This is a genomic window from Streptomyces sp. PA03-3a (genome assembly GCF_033792735.1).
GTDB lineage: Bacteria > Actinomycetota > Actinomycetes > Streptomycetales > Streptomycetaceae > Actinacidiphila.
The window spans coordinates 112162-133569 of record NZ_JARAVM010000015.1 but is presented as its reverse complement, the minus strand read 5'-3'; the positions used below and the strand labels follow the sequence as shown (position 1 = coordinate 133569).

The 21408-nt window shown below is 72.2% G+C and carries 22 protein-coding genes and 1 pseudogene; 15 read left to right on the top strand and 8 right to left on the bottom strand.

The annotated features are described in order from the left end of the window. The first annotated feature begins 7 nt into the window (after nucleotides 1-7). The 4 genes from PV342_RS19955 to ccsB are packed head-to-tail and all read left to right on the top strand — an operon-like array spanning nucleotide 8 to nucleotide 4240. Nucleotides 8-625: a TlpA family protein disulfide reductase gene (locus PV342_RS19955; RefSeq protein WP_500318119.1), complete on the top strand. Its 618-nt coding sequence runs from the start codon at nucleotides 8-10 to the stop codon at nucleotides 623-625. A gap of 1 nt (nucleotide 626) precedes the next feature. Beyond that, a complete protein-coding gene (locus tag PV342_RS19950; protein ID WP_018558764.1) occupies nucleotides 627-1385 on the top strand; it encodes a cytochrome c biogenesis CcdA family protein in 759 nt (252 codons plus the stop codon). Nucleotides 1386-1388: 3 nt separating this feature from the next. Next, nucleotides 1389-3161: a cytochrome c biogenesis protein ResB gene (resB, locus tag PV342_RS19945; RefSeq protein WP_500318117.1), complete on the top strand. Its 1773-nt coding sequence runs from the start codon at nucleotides 1389-1391 to the stop codon at nucleotides 3159-3161. After that, on the top strand, nucleotides 3158-4240 hold the full coding sequence (ccsB, locus tag PV342_RS19940; protein WP_400804282.1) for a c-type cytochrome biogenesis protein CcsB: 1083 nt from the start codon (nucleotides 3158-3160) through the stop codon (nucleotides 4238-4240). The genes resB and ccsB overlap by 4 nt, the downstream gene beginning before the upstream one ends. A 16-nt stretch (nucleotides 4241-4256) precedes the next feature. Here ccsB and PV342_RS19935 read toward each other — a convergent pair. The 3 genes and pseudogenes from PV342_RS19935 to PV342_RS19925 all read right to left on the bottom strand — a co-directional run bounded on the left by PV342_RS19935 (nucleotide 4257) and on the right by PV342_RS19925 (nucleotide 6084). Beyond that, a pseudogene (locus tag PV342_RS19935) lies at nucleotides 4257-5209 on the bottom strand (isopenicillin N synthase family dioxygenase). Next, nucleotides 5206-5652, bottom strand: coding sequence for a nucleoside deaminase (locus tag PV342_RS19930; protein WP_500318116.1), 447 nt, complete (start codon nucleotides 5650-5652; stop codon nucleotides 5206-5208). Before PV342_RS19930 ends, PV342_RS19935 begins: the two are co-directional and overlap by 4 nt. A gap of 21 nt (nucleotides 5653-5673) precedes the next feature. Then, the gene (locus PV342_RS19925) at nucleotides 5674-6084 is read right to left on the bottom strand and encodes a PLD nuclease N-terminal domain-containing protein (protein WP_018558769.1); all 411 of its coding nucleotides are present in this window, start codon (nucleotides 6082-6084) and stop codon (nucleotides 5674-5676) included. Nucleotides 6085-6172: 88 nt separating this feature from the next. Between PV342_RS19925 and PV342_RS19920 the strand changes: the two genes are divergently transcribed. Both PV342_RS19920 and mqnP read left to right on the top strand, forming a co-directional pair. Beyond that, nucleotides 6173-7624: a menaquinone biosynthesis decarboxylase gene (locus tag PV342_RS19920; protein WP_386991258.1), complete on the top strand. Its 1452-nt coding sequence runs from the start codon at nucleotides 6173-6175 to the stop codon at nucleotides 7622-7624. Further along, nucleotides 7621-8544 (top strand): menaquinone biosynthesis prenyltransferase MqnP, encoded by a 924-nt coding sequence (gene mqnP, locus PV342_RS19915; protein WP_400804289.1) that lies wholly within the window; start codon nucleotides 7621-7623, stop codon nucleotides 8542-8544. The genes PV342_RS19920 and mqnP overlap by 4 nt, the downstream gene beginning before the upstream one ends. A 28-nt stretch (nucleotides 8545-8572) precedes the next feature. On the opposite strand, the gene PV342_RS19910 is transcribed toward mqnP, so the two are convergent. The 3 genes from PV342_RS19910 to PV342_RS19900 all read right to left on the bottom strand — a co-directional run bounded on the left by PV342_RS19910 (nucleotide 8573) and on the right by PV342_RS19900 (nucleotide 11116). After that, the gene (locus tag PV342_RS19910) at nucleotides 8573-9202 is read right to left on the bottom strand and encodes a magnetosome magnetite crystal formation protein family (RefSeq protein WP_500318113.1); all 630 of its coding nucleotides are present in this window, start codon (nucleotides 9200-9202) and stop codon (nucleotides 8573-8575) included. 42 nt (nucleotides 9203-9244) lie between these two features. Beyond that, entirely contained in the window at nucleotides 9245-9781 is a 537-nt protein-coding gene (locus PV342_RS19905) for a rhomboid family intramembrane serine protease (RefSeq protein ID WP_391579611.1), read from the bottom strand. A gap of 201 nt (nucleotides 9782-9982) precedes the next feature. After that, nucleotides 9983-11116, bottom strand: coding sequence for a hypothetical protein (locus PV342_RS19900; protein ID WP_400804294.1), 1134 nt, complete (start codon nucleotides 11114-11116; stop codon nucleotides 9983-9985). A gap of 65 nt (nucleotides 11117-11181) precedes the next feature. On the opposite strand from PV342_RS19900, the gene PV342_RS19895 reads away from it, so the two are divergent. The 5 genes from PV342_RS19895 (at nucleotide 11182) to PV342_RS19875 (ending at nucleotide 14712) form a co-directional block, all read left to right on the top strand. Then, the gene (locus PV342_RS19895) at nucleotides 11182-11871 is read left to right on the top strand and encodes a UbiX family flavin prenyltransferase (protein ID WP_018558775.1); all 690 of its coding nucleotides are present in this window, start codon (nucleotides 11182-11184) and stop codon (nucleotides 11869-11871) included. 81 nt (nucleotides 11872-11952) lie between these two features. Then, complete coding sequence (locus PV342_RS19890; RefSeq protein ID WP_018558776.1) at nucleotides 11953-12408, top strand: Lrp/AsnC family transcriptional regulator; 456 nt, start codon at nucleotides 11953-11955, stop codon at nucleotides 12406-12408. Nucleotides 12409-12455: 47 nt separating this feature from the next. Further along, nucleotides 12456-13619 (top strand): aminofutalosine synthase MqnE, encoded by a 1164-nt coding sequence (gene mqnE, locus PV342_RS19885; protein ID WP_026250949.1) that lies wholly within the window; start codon nucleotides 12456-12458, stop codon nucleotides 13617-13619. Between the two features lie 165 nt (nucleotides 13620-13784). After that, on the top strand, nucleotides 13785-14303 hold the full coding sequence (locus tag PV342_RS19880; RefSeq protein ID WP_329186292.1) for a GNAT family N-acetyltransferase: 519 nt from the start codon (nucleotides 13785-13787) through the stop codon (nucleotides 14301-14303). Nucleotides 14304-14412: 109 nt separating this feature from the next. Next, nucleotides 14413-14712 carry a DUF4229 domain-containing protein gene (locus PV342_RS19875; RefSeq protein WP_018558780.1) on the top strand — a complete coding sequence of 100 codons (300 nt, stop codon included), beginning with the start codon at nucleotides 14413-14415 and terminating at the stop codon, nucleotides 14710-14712. Between the two features lie 280 nt (nucleotides 14713-14992). On the opposite strand, the gene PV342_RS19870 is transcribed toward PV342_RS19875, so the two are convergent. Together PV342_RS19870 and PV342_RS19865 are read right to left on the bottom strand one after the other, a co-directional pair. Further along, on the bottom strand, nucleotides 14993-15847 hold the full coding sequence (locus tag PV342_RS19870; RefSeq protein WP_500318110.1) for a MaoC/PaaZ C-terminal domain-containing protein: 855 nt from the start codon (nucleotides 15845-15847) through the stop codon (nucleotides 14993-14995). A 608-nt stretch (nucleotides 15848-16455) separates the two neighbouring features. Continuing rightward, nucleotides 16456-16659 carry a cold-shock protein gene (locus PV342_RS19865; protein WP_018558781.1) on the bottom strand — a complete coding sequence of 68 codons (204 nt, stop codon included), beginning with the start codon at nucleotides 16657-16659 and terminating at the stop codon, nucleotides 16456-16458. Between the two features lie 341 nt (nucleotides 16660-17000). Here PV342_RS19865 and PV342_RS19860 point away from each other — a divergent pair, with 341 nt between their 5' ends. From PV342_RS19860 to PV342_RS19845, 4 genes are all read left to right on the top strand, one after another. Continuing rightward, on the top strand, nucleotides 17001-17837 hold the full coding sequence (locus PV342_RS19860) for a menaquinone biosynthetic enzyme MqnA/MqnD family protein (RefSeq protein ID WP_500318109.1): 837 nt from the start codon (nucleotides 17001-17003) through the stop codon (nucleotides 17835-17837). A gap of 191 nt (nucleotides 17838-18028) precedes the next feature. After that, a complete protein-coding gene (locus PV342_RS19855; protein WP_500318107.1) occupies nucleotides 18029-19729 on the top strand; it encodes a serine/threonine-protein kinase in 1701 nt (566 codons plus the stop codon). Nucleotides 19730-19780: 51 nt separating this feature from the next. Beyond that, a complete protein-coding gene (mqnC, locus tag PV342_RS19850) occupies nucleotides 19781-20980 on the top strand; it encodes a cyclic dehypoxanthinyl futalosine synthase (RefSeq protein WP_386991267.1) in 1200 nt (399 codons plus the stop codon). Nucleotides 20981-20988: 8 nt separating this feature from the next. Further along, nucleotides 20989-21393 (top strand): hypothetical protein, encoded by a 405-nt coding sequence (locus tag PV342_RS19845; RefSeq protein ID WP_500318105.1) that lies wholly within the window; start codon nucleotides 20989-20991, stop codon nucleotides 21391-21393. Nucleotides 21394-21408 lie beyond the last annotated feature (15 nt).

Genomic DNA, 21408 nt, shown 5'->3' with positions numbered 1-21408 from the left:
TTTTCACATGAGTCCTACGCGCGCCCTCCGACGCCGTCCGCTCCGCCGTGCCGCCGCACTCGCCGGGGCAGCCGCGTTCGCGCTGGCCGTCACGGCCTGCTCGACCTCCACCGCGTCCTCCAACGGCACCGGCTCCGGGACGAACTACGTCGGCGGGACGGGTGAGATCTCCACGGTCGAGCCGGGGCACCGGGTGGCCGCGCCGGAGCTGAACGGGAAGTCCGTGGAGGGCGCCCCGCTGAGCCTCGCCGACCACAAGGGCAAGGTCGTCGTCCTCAACATCTGGGGCTCGTGGTGCCCGCCCTGCCGGGCCGAGGCGCCGCACCTGGCGAAGGTGGCGAAGGAGACCGGGTCCCAGGGCGTGCAGTTCCTCGGCATCAACACCCGGGATCTGCAGACCGCGCAGGCCAAGGCCTTCGAGAAGGAGTTCGCCATCCCCTTCCCGAGCTTCTACGACCCGTCCGGCGACCTGGTGCTGCGCTTCCCCAAGGGCAGCGTCAACCCGCAGGCCATTCCCTCCACGCTGATCATCGACCGCCAGGGGAAGATCGCGGTGCGCGCGCTGAAGGAACTGAGCGCCGACGAGCTGCACGAGGTCCTCGACCCGGTGATCGCGGAGAAGTGACGTGAGCGCACTCGCCGCCGGTGCCAACCAGACCGTGCTGAACGGCGCCCTGCTCGCCGCCGTGCCGATCGCGCTCCTCGGCGGCCTGGTCTCGTTCTTCTCGCCGTGTGTGCTGCCGCTCGTCCCCGGCTACCTGTCGTACGTGACCGGCGTCACCGGCACCGACCTGGCCGAGGCCCGGCGCGGCCGGATGCTCGCGGGCGCCTCGCTGTTCGTCCTCGGCTTCACCGCCGTGTTCGTCTCCGGCGGCGCGCTGTTCGGCAACTTCGGCTGGACGCTGCAGGAGCACAGGGCGGTCATCAGCAAGGTGCTCGGCGCGCTCACCATCGTCATGGGCCTGGCCTTCATGGGCCTGGTGGGCGGCATCACCCAGCGCGAGTTCCGCTTCCACCGCAGGCCCACGATGGGCCTGGTGGGGGCGCCGCTGCTCGGCCTGCTCTTCGGCATCGGCTGGACCCCGTGCATCGGCCCGACCCTGGCCGCCGTCAACGCGCTCGCCTTCAACGAGGCCAGCGCGGGCCGCGGCGCGCTGCTCACCGCCGTCTACTGCCTCGGCCTCGGCCTGCCGTTCATCGTGGCGGCCGTCGCCTTCCGCCGCGCGCTCGGCGCCTTCGGCTGGGTCAAGCGCCACTACGTGTGGGTGATGCGGATCGGCGGTGGCATGCTCGTCGCCGTGGGCCTGCTGCTCGTCACCGGCGTGTGGGACCACATCGTCTACCAGATGCAGATCTGGTCGTCCGGCTTCACTCCAGGGATCTGATCCATGAGCTCCAAAGACACCGCGGGGGCACCCCCCGGCGCGGCGGCGGACACCGGTGCCGACCTCGGCGCGGCCGGCGCACAGTTGTCGACCGCGCCCGTCGAGGACCTCGGCCAGGCCGTCCCCGGCTCCTTCGGCGGCGTCCGCAAGCCGGGCACGGCCGGCGCGCTCGCCTGGACCGGCCGCGAGGCCGGGGGCTGGGTGCGCTGGACGTGGCGTCAGCTCACCTCCATGCGGGTGGCGCTGATCCTGCTCTTCCTGCTGTCGCTGGCCGCCGTCCCCGGTTCGCTGGTGCCGCAGACAAGCGTCGACGAGATCAAGGCGCAGAACTTCAAGGACGCCCACACCACGGTGGCGCCGCTGTACGAGAAGCTCGGGCTGTTCGACGTCTACAGCTCGGTGTGGTTCTCGGCGATCTACATCCTGCTGTTCGTCTCGCTCGCCGGCTGCATCGTGCCGCGCAGCTGGCAGTTCGTCGGCCAGCTCCGCGCCAAGCCCCCGGCGGCGCCGCGCCACCTCACCCGGCTCCCGGCGTACGCGACCTGGCGCACCGAGGCCGAGCCGGAGACCGTGCTCGCCTCCGCGCAGCGCCTGCTGCGCGCCCGCCGCTTCCGCACCGAGGCCGCCGGCTCGGCGGTCGCGTCGGAGAAGGGCTTCCTGCGGGAGGCCGGCAACCTGCTGTTCCACGTCGCCCTGTTCGGACTGCTGATCTCCTTCGCGGTGGGCGGGCTGTTCAAGGCCGAGGGCGGCAAGCTGATCGTCGAGGGCGACGGCTTCAACAACACGCTCACCCAGTACGACGACTTCAAGCCGGGGACCTTCTACGACGCGGACGACCTGGACACCTTCGGCTTCAAGCTGGACGGCTTCAACGCCTCGTACGCGCGCAGCGGCCCCCAGAAGGGCACCCCGCGCACCTTCCGCGCCAACATCCGCTACTGGACGAGCCCGGGCGGCAAGCAGACGAAGTCCGCGATCGAGGTCAACGAGCCGCTGGAGGTGGGCAGCTCCAAGGTCTACCTGATCGGCCACGGCTACGCGCCCGTCGTCACCGTCAAGGACGGTCAGGGCAACGTCGTCTTCCAGGGCCCGGTCCCGTTCCTGCCGCAGGACGGCAACCAGACCTCGGTCGGTGTGATCAAGGCGATGGACGTCCGCGACCACGCCGACCGCAAGACCCAGTACGGCTTCCAGGGACTGTTCACCCCCACCTTCGCGCTGAACGCGCAGCAGGGCCCGCACTCGTCCTTCCCGGCCCTGGACTACCCGGCGCTCGTCCTCACCGCCTACCACGGCGACCTGGGCGTGGACGCCGGCCTGCCGCAGAACGTGTACCAGCTCGACACCAAGAAGATGAAGCAGTTCAAGGACGCCGACGGCCAGATCGTCAGCAAGGCGATGAAGCCGGGGGAGACCCTCGCGCTGCCCGACGGCGACGGCTCGCTCACCTTCGACGGCGTCAAGACCTGGGCCACCTTCCAGGTCTCCCACCAGGTCGGCAACGGCTGGGCGCTGATCAGCGCCGTGGCCGCGATCGCCGGGCTGGCCGGCTCGCTGTTCATCCAGCGCCGCCGGGTCTGGGTGCGCGCGGTGCGCGGCGACGACGGCACCACCGTCGTCGAGCTGGCCGGACTCGGCCGCAGCGAGTCGGCGCGGATCGCCGACGAACTGGGCGAACTCGCCGCCGCCCTCACGGCCACGGCCCCGCCGCTGCCCGCGGTGGACCCCGAACCCTCAGAAGAACCCCTGCCTCACGACGAAGGAGCGCGCGCGTGACCACCGCTGCCGCGGTCAACGAGAACGTCGCCCACATCAGCAACCTACTGATCTACTCGGCGATGGCGGTCTACACGCTGGCCTTCCTCGCGCACATCGCGGAGTGGGTCTTCGGCAGCCGCAGCAAGGTCGCCAGGACCTCCGCCGCGCTCGCCCCCGCCGCCGGGTCCGTGCCCGCGGTCACCGTGACCGTGAAGCAGGGCGGCGGCACCGCCACCCTGACGCGGCCCGAGGTCGTCACCCGGGCCTCCGCCAGTGACCGCGGCATCGCCGACGGTCCCGGCGCGGCAGGCGACACCGAGCAGGGCGACCTCTACGGCCGCATCGCGGTGTCCCTGACCGTGCTGGCGTGGGCGCTGCACGTGGGCGGCGTCGTGGCCCGCGCGGTCTCGGTGCAGCGCGCCCCCTGGGGCAACATGTACGAGTTCTCCACCACCTTCGGCGCCACGGCGGTCACCGCCTACCTGGTGCTGCTCCTGCTGGGCAAGAAGGTGCGCTGGATCGGGCTCTTCCTGACCACCTCGGTGCTGCTCGACCTCGGCCTCGCCGTCTCGGTCCTCTACACCGACAGCGACCAGCTGGTCCCGGCCCTGCACTCGTACTGGCTCTGGATCCACGTCTCCTGCGCCATCATCTCCGGCGCCGTGCTCTACCTGGGCGCGGTCTCCAATGTGCTCTACCTCTTCCGCGACCGCTACGAGACCGGCCTCGCGGCCCCGGGCGGCAGCAACGAGGGCGCCTGGGCGAACATCATGTACCGCCTGCCGTCGGCCGCGAGCCTGGACAAGTTCGCGTACCGCGTGAACGCCATGGTCTTCCCGCTGTGGACGTTCACGATCATCGCCGGCGCGATCTGGGCCGAGGCGGCCTGGGGCCGCTACTGGGGCTGGGACCCCAAGGAGACCTGGTCCTTCATCACCTGGGTGGTCTACGCGGCCTACCTGCACGCCCGGGCCACCGCCGGCTGGAAGGGCCGCAAGGCCGCCTACCTGGCGCTGCTCGCCTTCGCCTGCTTCCTGTTCAACTACTACGGCGTGAACATCTTCATCACCGGCAAGCACTCCTACGCCGGCGTCTGAGCCCCCCGGCCGGGGTTCAGCCCAGGCCGATCGCGTCCAGCTTCGCCCGCAGGTACGCGTGCGAGTCCACCGGCTCGTACGCGTGCCTGCCCACGGGCGCGGCCAGCGGCGTGACGCGGGTGCCGGGGTCGCACTCGTAGAACCACACCAGCGACATCAGCTCCTCCGCCGGGGCGTCGGCCGGCGGGGGCAGTACGCGGTGCCGTCCGGAACGCCAGCGGTCGCCGGTCCAGCGGGCCATCAGGTCGCCGATGTTGACGGTGAAGGAGTCCGGTTCCCAGGGCGCGTCCTGCCAGCCGTCCTCGTCGGTGTGGACCTGGAGACCGCCCCTGCCCCGCTGGCGGTCGAGCACCGTGACCGTGCCGAAGTCGGTGTGCGGGCCGATCCTGAACTGGCCCGGCTCCGGCGGCCCGACCTCGTCGGTGCCCGGGTACCAGTTGATGTTGAAGCCCCAGGTGGGATGGCGGGTGTGCCGGGTGAACAGGTCCCCGGGGCCGCCCAGCGCGGCGGCCAGCAGCTCCAGCAGGTGGTCGGAGAGTCCGCGCATGCGCGCCACGTACGCGCTCACCAGCGGCCGCAGCCGCGGCGCCTCGGCCGGCCAGACGTTGGGCAGGAACCACTCGGCGTCCACCGCCGGGTCGCCGCTCGGCTCCTCGGCGGCGAAGGACCAGGACTCCTTCAGGTCCGGAGGGGTGGCCGTGCCCTCCGCGTAGCCGTTGGCCTCCGCGCCGGGGCCCAGCCAGCCCCGGCCGCCCACCCGCACCGCGTACGGCTCCTTGACGGCGGCGGGCAGCCGGAAGAAGCCGAGGGCGGCCTCCCGGATCGCGGCGCGCAGTCCCGGGTCGACGCCGTGCCCGGTGACAGCAGGAAGCCGGCCGAGCACAGCGCCTCGTCCACGGTGGCGGCGATGCGGGCCCGGGCGGCGGCGTCGCCGGTGAGCCAGGGCCCGAGGTCGATGGTGGGGATCACGCGCCGATGTCCTCGTTCCACAGGTCGGGACGGGCCGCCACGAAGTCCGTCATCAGGGCGACGCACTCCGGGTCGTCCAGCAGCACGATCTCCACCCCGTGCTCCGCCAGCCAGTCGTGGCCGCCGTGGAAGGTGCGGGCCTCGCCGATGACCACCCGGGAGATCCCGAACTGCCGGACCAGGCCGCTGCAGTACCAGCACGGCGACAGCGTCGTCACCATCGTCGTGCCGCGGTAGATGCGCTGCCGCCCGGCGGCGCGGAACGCCGCCGTCTCGCCGTGCATGGACGGGTCGCCGTCCTGCACACGGCGGTTGCGGCCGCGACCCAGCACCGTGCGGCCGTCCGGGCCGTACAGCGCCGCCCCGATCGGGACACCGCCCTCCGCGAGGCCCGCTCGGGCCTCCGCGACGGCCGTCGCCAGCATTGTCCGCGCGTCGTCCATGACGCCCAGTGTCCCGCAGGATCAGCCGCGCGGCTGGTTGTCCTGGCCGTCGCCGGAGCCGCTCTCGCGCTGCCGCAGCTCCTCCTCGCGGCGCCGCAGATCGGCCTCCCAGCTCTTGAGCAGCTGCTCGTCCTTCTTGTTCTCCTCGCGCAGCGAGTGCAGGAACTCCGGGTTGTCGTCCGGCGCGACCCACTGCGTGCGGTGGTTGCGGTGCCATTCCGCGGGCGTGCTCCCGCCCGCCGGGGCCGTGCGGTGCTTGCCGGCCACCAGCCAGGCGATCGGGCCGATCAGCACCTCGCCGAAGAGCAGGATGACGATGACCCAGACGACCTTGGGGAGGCCGCGCACCTGCTCCTCGGGCGTGTTGAGGCAGTCGATGAAGGCGTAGATCCACAACGCCAGCACCAGCAGGAACGGGATGTACCGGATCATCGCGGAGGTGCCCCCCAGGCAGCGGCGGCGGGGCGCGGCAGGGCCCCGGTGACGGGTACAGGGTAGTCCGTGCCGGATACTGGACCGCATGGCTTACGACGATCTTCGCTCGCTGCTGAGGGCCCTGGAGAAGGAGGGGGACCTCAAGCGCGTCAAGGCAGAGGTCGACCCGTACCTGGAGGTCGGTGAGATCGTCGACCGCGTCAACAAGGCGGGCGGCCCGGCGCTGCTGTTCGAGAACGTCAAGGGCTCCTCGATGCCCCTGGCGATGAACGTCTACGGCACCGACCGGCGGCTGCTGAAGGCGCTCGGCCTGACGTCCTACGCCGACATCGGCGACCGCATCGGCGGGCTGCTCAAGCCGGAGCTGCCGCACGGCTTCGTCGGCGTCCGCGAGGCCTTCGGCAAGCTCGCCGGGATGACGCACGTACCGCCGAAGAAGGTGAAGGACGCCCCCGTCCAGGAGGTCGTGCTCACCGGCGACGACGTCGACCTGGACGCGCTGCCCGCGCTGTTCACCTGGCCCGAGGACGGCGGCTCCTTCTTCAACCTCGGCCTGACGCACACCAAGGACCCCGAGACCGGCGTGCGCAACCTGGGCCTGTACCGGCTGCAGCGGCACGACCGCCGCACCATCGGCATGCACTGGCAGATCCACAAGGACAGCCGCAACCACTACCAGGTGGCCCAGCGGCGCGGCGAACGCCTGCCGGTGGCCATCGCGTTCGGCTGCCCGCCCGCCGTGACGTACGCCTCCACCGCGCCGCTGCCGGGCGACATCGACGAGTACCTCCTCGCCGGCTTCGTCGGGGGCAGGCGCATCGAGATGGTCGACTGCAAGACCGTGCCGCTCCAGGTGCCCGCCCAGGCGGAGGTGGTCCTGGAGGGCTGGCTGGAGCCCGGGAAGATGCTGCCCGAGGGGCCGTTCGGCGACCACACGGGCTTCTACACCCCGCAGGAGCCCTTCCCGGCCCTGACCATCGACTGCGTGACGATGCGCAGGCGCCCGCTGCTGCAGTCCATCGTGGTGGGCCGGCCGCCGACCGAGGACGGCCCGCTGGGCCGTGCCACCGAGCGCTTCTTCCTGCCGCTGCTGAAGGTCATCGTGCCGGACATCGTGGACTACCACCTGCCGGAGGCGGGCGGCTTCCACAACTGCGCGATCGTCTCGATCGACAAGAAGTACCCCAAGCACGCCCAGAAGGTCATGCACGCCATCTGGGGCGCGCACATGATGTCGCTGACCAAGCTGATCGTCGTGGTCGACGCCGACTGCGACGTGCACGACCTGCACGAGGTCGCCTGGCGGGCGCTGGGCAACACCGACTACGCCCGCGACCTGTCGGTCGTCGAGGGCCCCGTGGACCACCTCGACCACTCCTCGTACCAGCAGTTCTGGGGTGGCAAGGCGGGCATCGACGCGACCCGGAAGCTGCCCGAGGAGGGCTACACCCGCGACGGCGGCTGGCCCGAGATGGTGCTCTCCGACCCGGAGACCGCCGCGACGGTCGACCGCCGCTGGAAGGAGTACGGCCTGTGAGCGCCGAATCAGCGACCCCGGATCTCTTCGGACCCTCCCCGCGCCCGGACGGCAAGGTCCGGGCGTTCCTGCGGCTGGTGATGATCGAGCACTCGGTCTTCGCCCTGCCCTTCGCCTACATCGCCGCGCTCAGCGCGATGTTCGCGCAGGACCGGTCCGTCCACTGGTGGCAGCTCTTCCTCATCACGGTCGCCATGGTGGGCCTGCGCACCTTCGCCATGGCCTGCAACCGGATCATCGACCGCGAGATCGACGCCCGCAACCCCCGCACCGCGGGACGCGAACTGGTCACCGGCGCCGTGTCGGTGCGCTCGGCGTGGACCGGCGCGCTGATCGCCGTGGTGTTCTTCCTGGGCGCCGCGGCGCTGCTCAACCCGCTGTGCCTGGCGCTGGCGCCGATCGCGGTGGTCCCGATGGTGGTCTACCCGTACGGCAAGCGGTTCACGGACTACCCGCACGCCATCCTCGGCCTCGCCCAGGCCATGGGCCCGGTCGGCGCCTGGCTCGCGGTCTCCGGTTCCTGGTCGTGGGACGCCGTGATCCTCGGCCTCGCGGTGGGGGTGTGGATCGGCGGCTTCGACCTCATCTTCGCCTGCCAGGACGTCGCGGCCGACCGCGCCCACGGGGTGCGCTCGGTGCCGGCCCGCTTCGGCGTCGACGGCGCGCTGTACGGGGCGCGGGTGAGCCATGCGGTGACGACCGCGCTGCTCGTCTGGTACGGACTCGCGGTCGGCGCCGGGGCGTTCTGGTGGGTCGGCATGCTGATCGTGGGCGGCGCCTTCGTCTACGAGCACAGCATCGTGAAGCCCGGCGACCTCAGCAGGCTCAACCGGGCGTTCTTCACGGTCAACGGCTTCATCGGCATGGCGCTGTTCCTCTGCGCCCTGCTGGACCTCGCGGTGCGCGGCCTGGGCGTCTGACGCCCGGGCCGCGGTCGGCCGCGACCGCTCAGCCGCGCACGAACGGCAGGGCGACGAACTTCGGGTAGCTCCACCACTGGCCACCGTTGGCCTTGGTGCTGCCGATGATGCAGAAGATCACCCCGGTCAGGAGGTGCAGCGCGGCCAAGGCCATCAGGCCGAAGCCCACGAAGGGCAGCCAGACCGGTCCGCCGTGGTCGTACGCGGCCACGGCGGCGAGGCCGCCGCCGTAGCCGACGATGCCCAGGAGGCCCGCGATGGCCGCGGTGATGCCGTAGTTGATCCCCTGCGCGGCGTGGTGCCGGATGAAGGGGTCCTGCTTGTTGCGCTCGTTGGAGCGGATGACCAGCGGGGTCACCCAGGCCAGCGCCCAGCCCAGGCAGCACATGCTGCTGCCCGCCACCACGGTGAGCAGCGCGCCCAGGTGGGCCCACATGGCCGGCGTGGTGGGCGGCCGCAGCGGCGGGGGCGGGAACGGCAGCGGTCCCTGGCCGTGGCCGTAGCCGTAGCCGTACGGGGGCTGCGGCGGTGCGGGCGGCGGGTACGGCGGGGGCGGTGACGGCACGGCGTGGGGACCCTGCGCCGGACCCGGCTGCGGTGGCACGGGCGGCGCCGTGTCCCGCGGCGGTACGTCCTCGTGCTTGCTGAAATCGGTCATGGAGAACCGCCCCCCGTCGTTTGGTCCCCGGATCCTACGGCCTCATCTGATCAGCCCGTCGGCGGGGCGGTCCCGGAAGAGGAAGGCGCCCACGACGCCGCCGACGAGGCCGAAGAGGTGGCCCTGCCAGGAGACCCCCTGCGCGCTGGGCAGGACGCCCCACAGGATCGAGCCGTACGCCACCGCGACGATCAGGCCGACCGCGATGTCGATCAGGCGCCGGTCGACGAAGCCGCGCACCAGCAGGTAGCCGAACAGGCCGAAGACGACGCCGGAGGCACCCGCGGTGTTGGTGTGCGGCGGGGCCACCAGCCAGACCCCGCCGCCGCTCGTCATGATGATCACGAAGACCACGCTCATCAGGCGGCCGATGCCGCGCAGCCCCGCGAGGAAGCCCAGCACGAGCAGCGGCAGGCTGTTGGCGGCCACGTGGTCGAAGCCGAAGTGGATGAACGCGGCGGGGATGATGTCGCGCAGCTCGCCGATCTGCTGCGGCACGATGCCGAAGGTGTCGAGGGCGTGATGGGTCATCACGTCGACGCACTCGATCAGCCAGAGCAGTCCCACCCAGATGAACATGACCGCCGCGGCGGTCTTCGCACGCTCTCCGGGACCCGGTACGGCGCTGCCGCGGACGCGCCGCCGGGCGTCGCCGGCGTCATGGCCGGCGACGGGTTCGTACGCCACAGGTCCCCCCTCGTGGTTGTCCACCGCCCGCCTGTCCGGCCAGGCTTCCCTCACGGTAGACAACGACAAGGGCATCGGTGGCGGTTCCCGGGCCTACTCGTCCATTCCGCCCATCATCAACTGCATCATGGCGCCCATGACGTCCTGCGGGTCGAGCGGGGTGGCGCCGGCCGGAGCGGCGACGGGCGCCGCGTCGGGGGCGAAGCCGACGGTCAGCGGCAGCGCGCCGTGGATCTCGTCACCGGAGTCGAACTGGTCGAGGTCGAGGCTGATCCCCGACAGCGTGCCGTCCTTGACGGCCACGTCCACGGTGACGTCCTTGTCGGGCACGTCCTTCAGGTCGGAGGGCGAGACCCCCTCGGGCAGCTTGTCCGCCAGCGGCTCCAGGGCGTCGGCGAGCGCGTCGGCCGTCTTCCCCGCGGGGACGGTGACCTTGACGATGTCGGCGCCGTCCTTGGTGCCGGCGTCGGTGATCTTCGCGTTGCGCTCCAGGGCCCGGCGCAGCGCCTTGGTGATCCGCTCCTGCGTCCCGGCGTCCAGCTCCGGGGTGTCCGGGAGCGGCGATCCGGCCGGGCCGGCCGCGGCCATGCTCCGGGAGAACTCCTGGAAGGCCGCGGGGTCGACGGAGATCCACTTGCCGCCGAGCGCGTCCTTCACCGACCTGTAGGAGGAGGGCAGCTCGTCCGCGGCGTCGAGGAACGTGCGGAAGCCCTTCATACCGCCCTTGCTCTGCGCGGAGCCGAGATCGTCCGCGAGCGACAGGAACTGCTGCACGTCCACCCGCAGATAGGTCTTCCCGTCCGACAGGCTGCGCATCTCCAGCAGGTCCGCGCCCCGGCCGAACGAGACCCGCAGCGCCACCGAGGCGCCCTCCGCCTTGTCGTCCTTGGCGTCCTTGACGTCCTTGTCGTCCTTGAGGTCCTTCAGCGGCCGGGCGGCGCTCACGGACAGCGAGACGTCGAGACCGGCGAGCATCTTCGCGTCGGCCCGGGTGAATCCGTCCGAGCCCTTGAGCGCGGACCAGATGCGCTGCTCGCTGCCGTCGAAGCCCACGGACACCGTGACGGCCTTCTGCTCGCCGAGGCGGTCGAGCGCCCGCTGGAGCCTGGCACCGGCGCTCAGGTCGCCGGCGGTGCCGCAGGCGGCGGTGGTGGCGATGAAGGCGGCACAGCCGAAGGCGGCGATGCCCTTGCGCGTGGCGTTGATGACGTACTCCTCGGTCGACACGTGAACGAGAACTGGACCCGCGAGGTGGCCGGAAGGTTGTACGAGTGGCCGGATAGGCTCGCGGCATGGACGACAGCGAGCGCGGGACACCGTGGGTGGTCGGGGTCTCCGGGGCCTCCGGGACGCCGTACGCCGCGGCGGTGCTGCGGGCGCTGCTGCACGCCGGTGAGGCGGTGGACCTGGTGGTCAGCCGGGCCGCCCGGCTCACCGTCCTGGACGAGACCGGGGCGCCCTTCCGGGACGCCCACTGGCGCGAGGACCTGGCCCGCTGGCTGGCCCGCGGCGCGGACGGCACCCCCGATCGGTTCGAGACCGATCTGAGCCGGGTGCGGTACTGGTCCGCCGGGGACCTCGCGGCGGGGCCGAGCTCGGGTTCGTACCCGGTCAAGGGGATGCTGATCGTGCCGGCGAGCACGGCCTGCGTGGCGGGCGTCGCCCTCGGGCTCTCCAAGGACCTGCTGCAGCGGGTGGCGAGCGTCACCCTCAAGGAGCGGCGGCCGCTGGTCGTCGCCGTACGGGAGACGCCGCTCGGCGGCCAGACCCTGCGGCACCTGGTCGCGCTGGACGAGGCGGGCGCCGTGGTGCTGCCGGCCTCGCCCGCCTTCTACGCGGGGGCCAGGGACATCCAGGACCTGGTGGACTTCGTCGCGGGCCGGGTACTGGACGCCGTACAGGTGCCGCACAAGCTGTACCGGCGCTGGGAGGGCGAGCTGGGCGCCGCCGGGGCCGGGGTCGACGGGGCTGCCGCGGATTGATGCGCAGGGCACATCCCCGTGGATGCCTTAGATTCTTGTCCTGACAGCTCAGTCGTGGCATGAATGAAGGGGTCCAGTCTGATGGACGCGGTGGACAGGCAGCTCATCCAGGCCCTCCGTGAGAACGGCCGGGCCTCGTACGCCGAGCTGGGCCGGCTGGTGGGCCTGTCCGGACCGAGCGTCACCGACCGGATCAACCGGCTGGAGCAGGCCGGAGTGATCACCGGCTACCGCGCCACGATCCACCCCGCGGCCCTCGGCCTCGGGGTGACCGCGCTGGTGGGGCTGCAGCTCAGCGACGCCGCCGACCACGAGGACGTGGCCACCCGGCTGCGCGACCTGGACGAGATCGAGGACTGCTGGTTCATCGCCGGCGACGACTCGTACATGCTCAAGGTGCGGGTCCCCGACGTGGACGGCCTGGAGCACACGATCCGCCGGCTGTCCGGCACCAAGGGCGTCGCCCGCACCCGCACCACGGTCGTGCTCTCCACGAAGTGGGAGAACCGGGTCGGGGAACTCCCCGAGAGCATCTAGGCGTAAGGTCGAACGGTCGATTTCGGATGGTGAAGGCGAGGCGGACGATGGACGCGGGGCTCAAGCGCGAACTGGAGGAGAAGGTCTACGCGGGTGAGCGGCTGACCCGCGAGGACGGCATCGCCCTCTACGAGTCCGACGACCTGGCCTGGCTGGGCGGTCTCGCCCACCACGTGCGGACGCGGAAGAACGGCGACGTCGTCCACTTCAACGTCAACCGCCACCTCAACATGACCAACGTCTGCACCGCCTCCTGCGCCTACTGCTCCTTCCAGCGCAAGCCGGGGGAGAAGGACGCGTACACGATGCGCATCGAGGAGGCCGTCCGGCTGGCGAAGGAGATGGAGGGCGACAACCTCACCGAGCTCCACATCGTCAACGGCCTCCACCCGACGCTGCCGTGGCGCTACTACCCGCGCTCGCTGAAGGCGCTCAAGGAGGCGCTGCCGCACGTCTCGCTGAAGGCGTTCACCGCCACCGAGATCCACCACTTCGAGACGATCTCCGGGATGAGCGCGAGCGAGATCCTGGACGAGCTCATCGAGGCCGGCCTGGAGTCGCTGACCGGCGGCGGCGCCGAGATCTTCGACTGGGAGGTGCGGCAGCACATCGTCGACCACCGCACCCACTGGGAGGACTGGTCGCGCATCCACCGCCTGGCGCACGAGAAGGGCCTCAAGACCCCGTGCACCATGCTGTACGGGCACATCGAGGAGCCCCGGCACCGGGTGGACCACGTGCTGCGGCTGCGCGAGCTGCAGGACGAGACCGGCGGCTTCCAGGTCTTCATCCCGCTGCGCTACCAGCACGACTTCGTGGACCTGAAGGACGGCAAGGTCCGCAACACCCTCCAGGCGCGCACCACGATGGCCAGCGGCGCAGAGGCGCTGAAGACCTTCGCGGTCTCCCGGCTGCTGTTCGACAACGTGCCGCACGTGAAGGTGTTCTGGGTCATGCACGGCGTGCAGACCGCCCAGCTGGCGCTGCAGCACGGCGCGGACGACATGGACGGCTCGGTCGTCGAGTACAAGATCACGCACGACGCCGACAACTACGGGACGCCCAACAAGCTCACCCGGGACGACCTGCTGGAGCTCATCCAGGACGCGGGCTTCCGCCCCGTCGAGCGCAACACCCGGTACGAGATCATCCGCGAGTACCCCGGTCCCGACGCGGCGCGCCGCGAGTCGCCGCAGCCGATGCGCGTGTGAGACCGCCCGCGGGACGGAACCGATGGCGCGTCGCCGTGTGTCGGCGGCGCGCCCCGGCGTACCCTCGCGCGCCCCGGCGTACCGAGGCTTCGCCTTCACCCCGATGTCGTCCGGCGTCCGGACGCCCGTCGAATGCTGTCAGCCCCGGTGCCTAGGGTGTGCGCCATGGCACTGCGCTTCACCCTCGACCCCGAGCTCACCCCCGGTCTGCGGGAACAGCTCGTCTCCCTGTGGACCGACGTCACCAACGCGGGCGGCGCCGTCGGCTTCGTCGCGCCGGTGACCCGTACCGACGTCGCCCTCGAGGCCGAACGGCACTACTCGGCGCTGTCCGAGGGCAGGGCGCACATGGTCGCCGGGTTCGACGGCGACCGGCTCGCCGCCTCGGCCTTCCTCACCTTCAACACCCACCGGCTGATGAGGCACTGGGCCTGGCTGTACACGGTGATGGTCGACCCGTCCCTGCAGGGCCGCGGGCACGGCTGGGAGCTGATGCTGGCGGCGGAGCGAGCCGGCCGCGACCTGGGCCTGGAGGGGCTGAAGCTCACCTGCCGCGGCGGCATGGGACTGGAGCGCTTCTACGCCTCGGCCGGCTACAAGGAGGTCGGGCGTGTCCCCGCGGCGATACGCGTCGCCGCAGGTGACGACCGGGACGACATCACGATGTGGCTCCCGCTGACCTGACCGCCGCGGGCCCGTGCTTCACTGATACGGGTACGTCCGGTACGTCCCGCGGGCCGGAACGAGGGAAACGAAGGAAGTGGCAACGACCGTGAGCTGGAAGCCGAGCCCCATGCTGCGCTACTCCCTGATGCGTCTCGGCCTGTTCGCGGCCTGCTTCCTGGTGATCTGGGGCCTGGTCTACGTCCGCGTACTGCCCTCCGGCCTCGGCGACTCCAACCTGCTGTGGGTGATGCTGCTCGCGCTGGTGATCAGCGCGCCGCTCAGCTTCGTCGTGCTGCGCGGAGCGCGCGAGGCGGCCTCCGTGCAGGTCTCCGCGCGCGTCGAGCGCACCAGGGCGAACCTCGCCGCCAGCGCCTCCCAGGAGGACGAGGCGGACGACGCCGCGCGCGCGGCGACGCAGGGCAGCTGACACACCCGGGGGCCGGTCGGGGGCGGAGTGACCCGCGGGCGGGTGCCCGGAGAGGTCCGCGAACGGCAGATGCCCGGCGCGGCGGTCGCGGCATCGTCGAACGGGCGGGCGTCGGCACGCCGTTGCCGTCCCCCCACCTGAACCGCGAGGAAGGCTGTGGAGCGGGCTCCGCGGCTTCTTCACGCACACCGCCGACCACCCCGACGGCTGGGCCGCCTCCACCGACAGGCGCGCACCATCGGCGACTCCCGTTCGCCCGTGCCCGGACGCCCGGCACGGTCTACGGACCGACGGTTCCGGTGAGGTGGATCCGGTCCCCGGAGCGGACGGCGATGTCCCGCCCCCGTCCGGGCCCCCAGGCGTCCCCGTCCGAGGCCGCGTAGGTGACGGTCCCGGGCAGCAGGACCGGGGCCCTGAACTCCGCCCGCAGTGTGACCGTTTCGGCGTCCGCGGGGACGGCCTCCGCGGCGCAGCGGGCGACGGTCCACATCCCGTGGGCGATGGCGCGAGGGAAGCCGAGCGGCCGCGCCGTCAGCGGGTGGACGTGGATCGGGTTCCAGTCGCCGGACACGGCGGCGTGCCGGCGCCCGAGGCCGGCCGGGAGCCGCCACTCCGCCACGGCGGGAAGTCCCGTCGCCGCGGCGGCCGCCGTGCCGCCGCCGGCCGTGCCCCCGCCCTCCGCGTCGCTCGCGCGAGTCCGCGCGAGAAAGCCGCTGCGGTCGCGCCAGACGACCTCCCCGCCGGCGGACGCCTCGGTGACCATCACGACCTCGACGCCGCGCCGGTGGGGGCGCGACTCCTCGGCGTGGACGGCGATGTCGGGTCGGTCGCCGGACAGGAGCGGGCGCCGCTGGACGATCTCGATCCACGTGTGCACCAGGCCGAGCAGCGGAAGCGGGAAGCTCCGCCGGGCCATCAGCCGGGCGGCGAGCGGGAATCCGAGGATGTGCGGATACGTCAGCGGCAGCCGTTCGGCCGGGGGGAAGCCGCACACCTCGGCGTACGCGGCGAGCCGCCGGGGGTCCACCCGGACGGCCGGCGCGGTCGCCGGCTCGGCGGGCAGCGGCGCCTCGGCGTCCGGGTGTTTGCCGAGACCGGTCAGCACGCCTCGGGCGAGGGTGAGCATCAGGGGCATCGTGGGTTCCCGCGGAGTCGGTGGGCGGTCGTGGACGGGCGGGCGGAGTCCGCCCGCGGACGCGTCCCGCCCTGCCCCGGTCGCCGCCCGGGAACCGTACGGCGTGGCGCGGTCGGTCTGCAGCGCGTCGCCGCGATGCCGCTGATGGGGCGGTGGTGGGGGACGGCCGCCGTCCCGCAGCGTACCGGCCCCGATCGGGGCGCCGGCGATCCGAAGGCCGCCGCCGACCCGAGAAGGTTACCGAAGGTAACGTTCACCCATGCCGAGGGCGGGGGCGGGCGCGTCGACGCGCCGCGAGGGGGCGCGGGCGGGCCTGACCTCCGACGTGAAGCAGCCGGCCCGGTTACGGGCGGCGCGATTTCCGCGTTTCCCTCACGCAGCCCACAGGGTGATTCATCGTGTGGTCGGTGGAATTCGCGGAGTAATCGGGCCATCTCGCCCCGCCCGTGAAACCGCGCCGCGCGGCGGCCCCCACCGACTTCGCACACGGGATCGAATCGCATGGTGCCGGGCTCCGACCGCGGGCGCCCGCAAAAGGCAGGAGCCCCGCACGATGTGTGCGGGGCTCCTTGGGTACTGCTTATCGGTTACTGCACGTCAGTCCGCGATCAGGCGGGGACGACGTTCTCCGCCTGCGGGCCCTTCGGACCCTGCGTGACGTCGAAGGTCACCGCCTGGTTCTCCTCCAGCGAACGGAAGCCGGAGGCGTTGATCGCGGAGTAGTGGACGAAGACATCGGGGCCGCCGCCGTCCTGGGCGATGAAGCCGAAGCCCTTCTCGGCGTTGAACCACTTGACGGTTCCGGTAGCCATAAGCCCTCCTTGGGCCAAAGGGTTGCCCTGCTCCAGAACCTGCCCTGCTCACTGCAAGAAGTCTGAAAACTACAAAAGCCCGCGGTCACATGCTCCGCAGGCTCTGTACTGCAAGGGAAACCAAACTGCAACTTGCGACGACAGTAGCACGGAGCATCTGCGGCGGGGAAGAGCGACAAGATCCGATTTCACACGCGCCGCGCGAGGCGCGAACGCGGAGTGAACGCCGTGCCGGTCTCCGGGCGCCCGGCGCGGAGCCGGGGACCCGCCTGAAGTTCACCTGCGCGGGGGTCTAGCCTCCTGATGTGGACAAATCTGCGCCTCTTCCATCCGCCAGTGGCGTGCGCCGGACCCGGCCCCGCGTCGGGCACATCCAGTTCCTGAACTGCGTGCCCCTTTACTGGGGACTAGCCCGGACGGGTGCCCTGCTCGACCTGGAGCTGACCAAGGACACGCCCGAGAAGCTCAGCGCCCAGCTCGTCTCCGGGGAGCTGGACGTCGGTCCGATCACCCTCATGGAGTACCTCCGGCACGCCGACGAGCTGATCGCCCTGCCGGACATCGCCGTCGGCTGCGACGGCCCGGTGATGTCCTGCGTGATCGTGAGCCAGGTCCCGCTGGGCGCCCTGGACGGCGCCCGGGTCGCCCTCGGCTCCACCAGCCGGACCTCGGTCCGCCTCGCCCAGTTGCTGCTCGCCGAGCAGTACGGGGTGGAGCCCGAGTACTACACCTGCCCGCCCGACCTCTCGCTGATGATGCAGGAGGCCCAGGCCGCGGTCCTGATCGGGGACGCGGCGCTGCGCGCCTCGCTGCACGACGCGCCGCTGCTCGGCCTGGAGGTCCACGACCTCGGGCTGATGTGGAAGGAGTGGACCGGGCTGCCCTTCGTCTTCGCCGTGTGGGCCGCCCGCCGCGACTACCTGGAGTCCCTTCCCGGCGTCGTGCACGAGGTGCACCGGGCCTTCCTCTCCTCCCGCGACCTGAGCATGGAGGAGGTCGAGAAGGTCGCCGAGCAGGCCGCCCGCTGGGAGTCCTTCGACGCCCACACCCTCCAGCGCTACTTCACCACCCTGGACTTCTCACTCGGCCCCGAGCAGCTCACCGGCATCGCCGAGTTCGCCCGCCGGGTGGGCTTCCCGGAGCAGGCGCGCGTCGAACTGCTGGGCGCCGGGAGCTGACCCCCGCAACGGGCCGGCGGCACCCCGCCGCCGGCCCGGGGCCCGCCCGGCGGGCCCACTACGATCGGCGACGGCCCCGGCCGCGGCGCCGGGCGCCGGATCCGCTCCGGTGCCCGCCGCGAAGGCTGGGGTGACCACGGCGGCCACGGGTACAACTCCACTGACCTTCCGCACCGGCGAGAGGCGCGCAGATGCAGCCCCTGCAAGCGAACGACCCTTCGTCGATCGGCCCGTACCGTCTGCTGGGCCGGCTGGGCGCCGGCGGGATGGGCCGGGTCTACCTGGGGCGCAGCCCCGGCGGCCGGACGGTGGCCGTGAAGGTGGTGCGCTCGGAACTCGCGGACGACCTGGAGTTCCGCACCCGGTTCCAGCGCGAGGTCGACGCGGCGCGCCGGGTCGGCGGCGTGTGGAGCGCGCCGGTGCTGGACGCCGACACCGACTCGCCGGTCCCGTGGGTGGCCACCCGGTACGTCGCCGGTCCCGCCCTGTCCGAGGCCGTCGCCACCTTCGGGCTGCTGTCGCCGCGGGGCGTGCGGGCGCTGGGCGCCGGACTGGCCGAGGCGCTGGAGGCCGTGCACGGCCGGGGGCTGGTGCACCGCGACATCAAACCGTCCAACGTGCTGCTCTCGCTCGACGGTCCCGTGCTGATCGACTTCGGCATCGCCCGTGCCATGGACGCCACGGCCGCCCTGACCAGCAAGGGGGTGGTCGTCGGCTCGCCCGGCTACATGGCGCCCGAGCAGGTCACCGGCAGACCCACCGGCCCCGCGGCCGACATCTTCGCGCTCGGCGCGGTGCTGGCCTTCGCCGCGACCGGCAGCGGCCCCTTCACGGGGGACAGCGCGGCCGTCCTGCTTTACAAGGTCGCCCACGAGGAGCCGGAACTCGACGGCGTCCCCGAGGAGTTGCGCCGGATCGCGGAGTCCTGCCTCGCCAAGGACCCCGCGGTACGCCCGACGCCGCGCCGGCTCGCCGAACTGCTGGCGCCCGGCGGCGACGCCGCATCGCTGGTGCGGGCCGGCTGGCTGGCCGCCCCGCTGACGGAGCGCCTGGGGCGGCAGGCCGTCGAACTGCTCGACCTCGAACCCACCCCGCACCCGGGCCCGGCCGCCGGCAGCCCCGAAGGGACCGCCGGGGGACCGGGCGGCGGCCACGGCTCGTACGGTTCGCACCCCTCGTACGGTTCGCACCCCTCGTACGGTTCGCAGCCCTCCTACGGGTCGTTCGGCCCGCCGCCCTCGCTGACCGAGCCCCAGGACGCACCGCCGTTCGCCGCCACGCCGCCGCCCGCCCCCGCCCCGGGCCGCCGCGGCCGCGTCGCCGCGCTGGCCGCGACGGGGATCGTGCTGCTCGCGGCGGCCGTGACCCTGGCGCTCGTGCTGCCGGGACTCCTCGACGGCTCGAACCAGGCCAAGGGCGGCGAGCGCACCCCCTCGCGGAGCGCGGGCTCCGGGACCGCACCGGCGTCCTCGGCCACGTCCTCGCCCCCGGCACCGTCCTCGCCGGCGGCGTCCGAACCGCGCCTGGACGCCCTCCCGAAGGCCTTCGCCGGTACCTGGAAGGGCGACACCGTCACCGCCCACGGGGTGCCGGGGACGATGGAGATCACCCTGCGCGAGGGCAAGGTCGGCGCGGTCGTCGGCCGCGACAAGAGCGTGCTGGACCTGCTCGGCCAGCCCTACGACTGCAGCGGCGACTGGAAGCTCGCCGAGGCCACCGCGAAAAGCGTCGTGCTCGACACCAGCGGCGGCACCAACCCGCATCCCGGGGTCTGCTCGGACGGCTCGGCCGACGAGCGGTTCACCCTCAACGCGGACGGCTCCCTGCACTACCGTTCGGGCGACTCCCTGGCCGGCCGTCCGGAAGGGGACCTCAGGAGGCAGGGCGGCTGACCCCCTGGCGTAGGCTGGGCGCGTCCGTCACACCCCTCGGAAGGATGCCCGGTGAGCGAGAACGCCGACCTCCAGTCCGTCCTCGACCGCGCCGCCGACGGCGGTCGCATCACCCCCGAGGAGGCGCTCGACCTCTACCGCTCGGCGCCCCTGCACGCCCTCGGCGCCGCCGCCGACGCCGTGCGCCGCCGCCGCTACGCGGGTACCGAGCACATCGCGACGTACATCATCGAGCGCAACATCAACTACACCAACGTCTGCGTGACGGCGTGCAAGTTCTGCGCCTTCTACGCCGCGCCCAAGGACACCGCCAAGGGCTGGACCCGCGACCTCGACGACATCCTGCGCCGCTGCGCGGAGACCGTCGAACTCGGCGGCACCCAGATCATGTTCCAGGGCGGCCACCACCCCGACTACGGCGTCGAGTACTACGAGAAGCACTTCAGCGCCATCAAGCAGGCCTTCCCGCAGCTGGTCATCCACTCCCTCGGCGCCTCCGAGATCGAGCACATGGCCCGCATCTCCAAGGTGCCGGTGGACGAGGCCATCACCCGCATCCACGCCGCGGGCCTGGACTCCTTCGCGGGCGCCGGCGCCGAACTGCTGCCGGCCCGCCCGCGCAAGGCGATCGCCCCGCTGAAGGAGAGCGGCGAGCGCTGGCTGGAGATCATGGAGACCGCGCACAGGCTCGGCGTGGAGTCGACCTCCACGATGCTCATGGGCACCGGCGAGACCAACGCCGAGCGCATCGAGCACCTGCGCATGATCCGCGACGTCCAGGACCGTACGGGCGGCTTCCGCGCCTTCATCCCGTACACCTACCAGCCGGAGAACAACCACTTGAAGGGCCGCACCCAGGCCACGCTCTTCGAGTACCTGCGGATGATCGCCATCGCGCGGCTCTTCCTGGACAACGTCGCCCACATCCAGGGTTCCTGGCTCACCACCGGCAAGGAGGTCGGCCAGCTGTCGCTGCACTACGGCGCCGACGACCTCGGCTCGGTGATGCTGGAGGAGAACGTGGTCTCCTCGGCCGGCGCCAAGCACCGCTCCAACCGCATGGAGCTGATCCACCTGATCCGCGCCGCCGGCCGGGTCCCCGCCCAGCGCGCCACCACCTACGAGCACCTCGTCGTCCACGACGACCCGGCGAACGACCCGGTTGACGACCACGTCGTCTCCCACCTGTCGTCGACGGCCATCGAGGGCGGCACGGCGCACCCGGAGCTGAAGCTGCTCAGCACCTCCTGACCCCGCCGATGCTGACGATCCATTCCGGGACCGACGGCACGGCCCTGGTGGCCGACGGCGGCCTCCTCGCCGCCGTCGGCCCCCTCGACGCGGTACGGGCGGCCCATCCGGGCGCCCGCGTCCGCGACTGGCCCGGCGCGCTGCGTCCGGGCCTGACCCACGAGGGCGAACTCCCGCCGGCCCCCACTCCGCGCGAACGCGTACACGCCCTGCTGCGGCGGGGGGTCACCGCCGTCGCCACCGCCCCCGCCGACCCCGCGCTGCGCTCCGCCCTGGACCGCAGCGGGCTGCTGCCGGCGCGCCAGGCGCCGACCCTGGAGCCGGGCGCCCGGGCGGACTTCGCCGTCTTCGACGAGCACGGCGCCTGCCTCGCCACCGTCGTGGCCGGCCGGCTCCTGCACCGCAGGGCCTGACCGGCCCACGCGGGC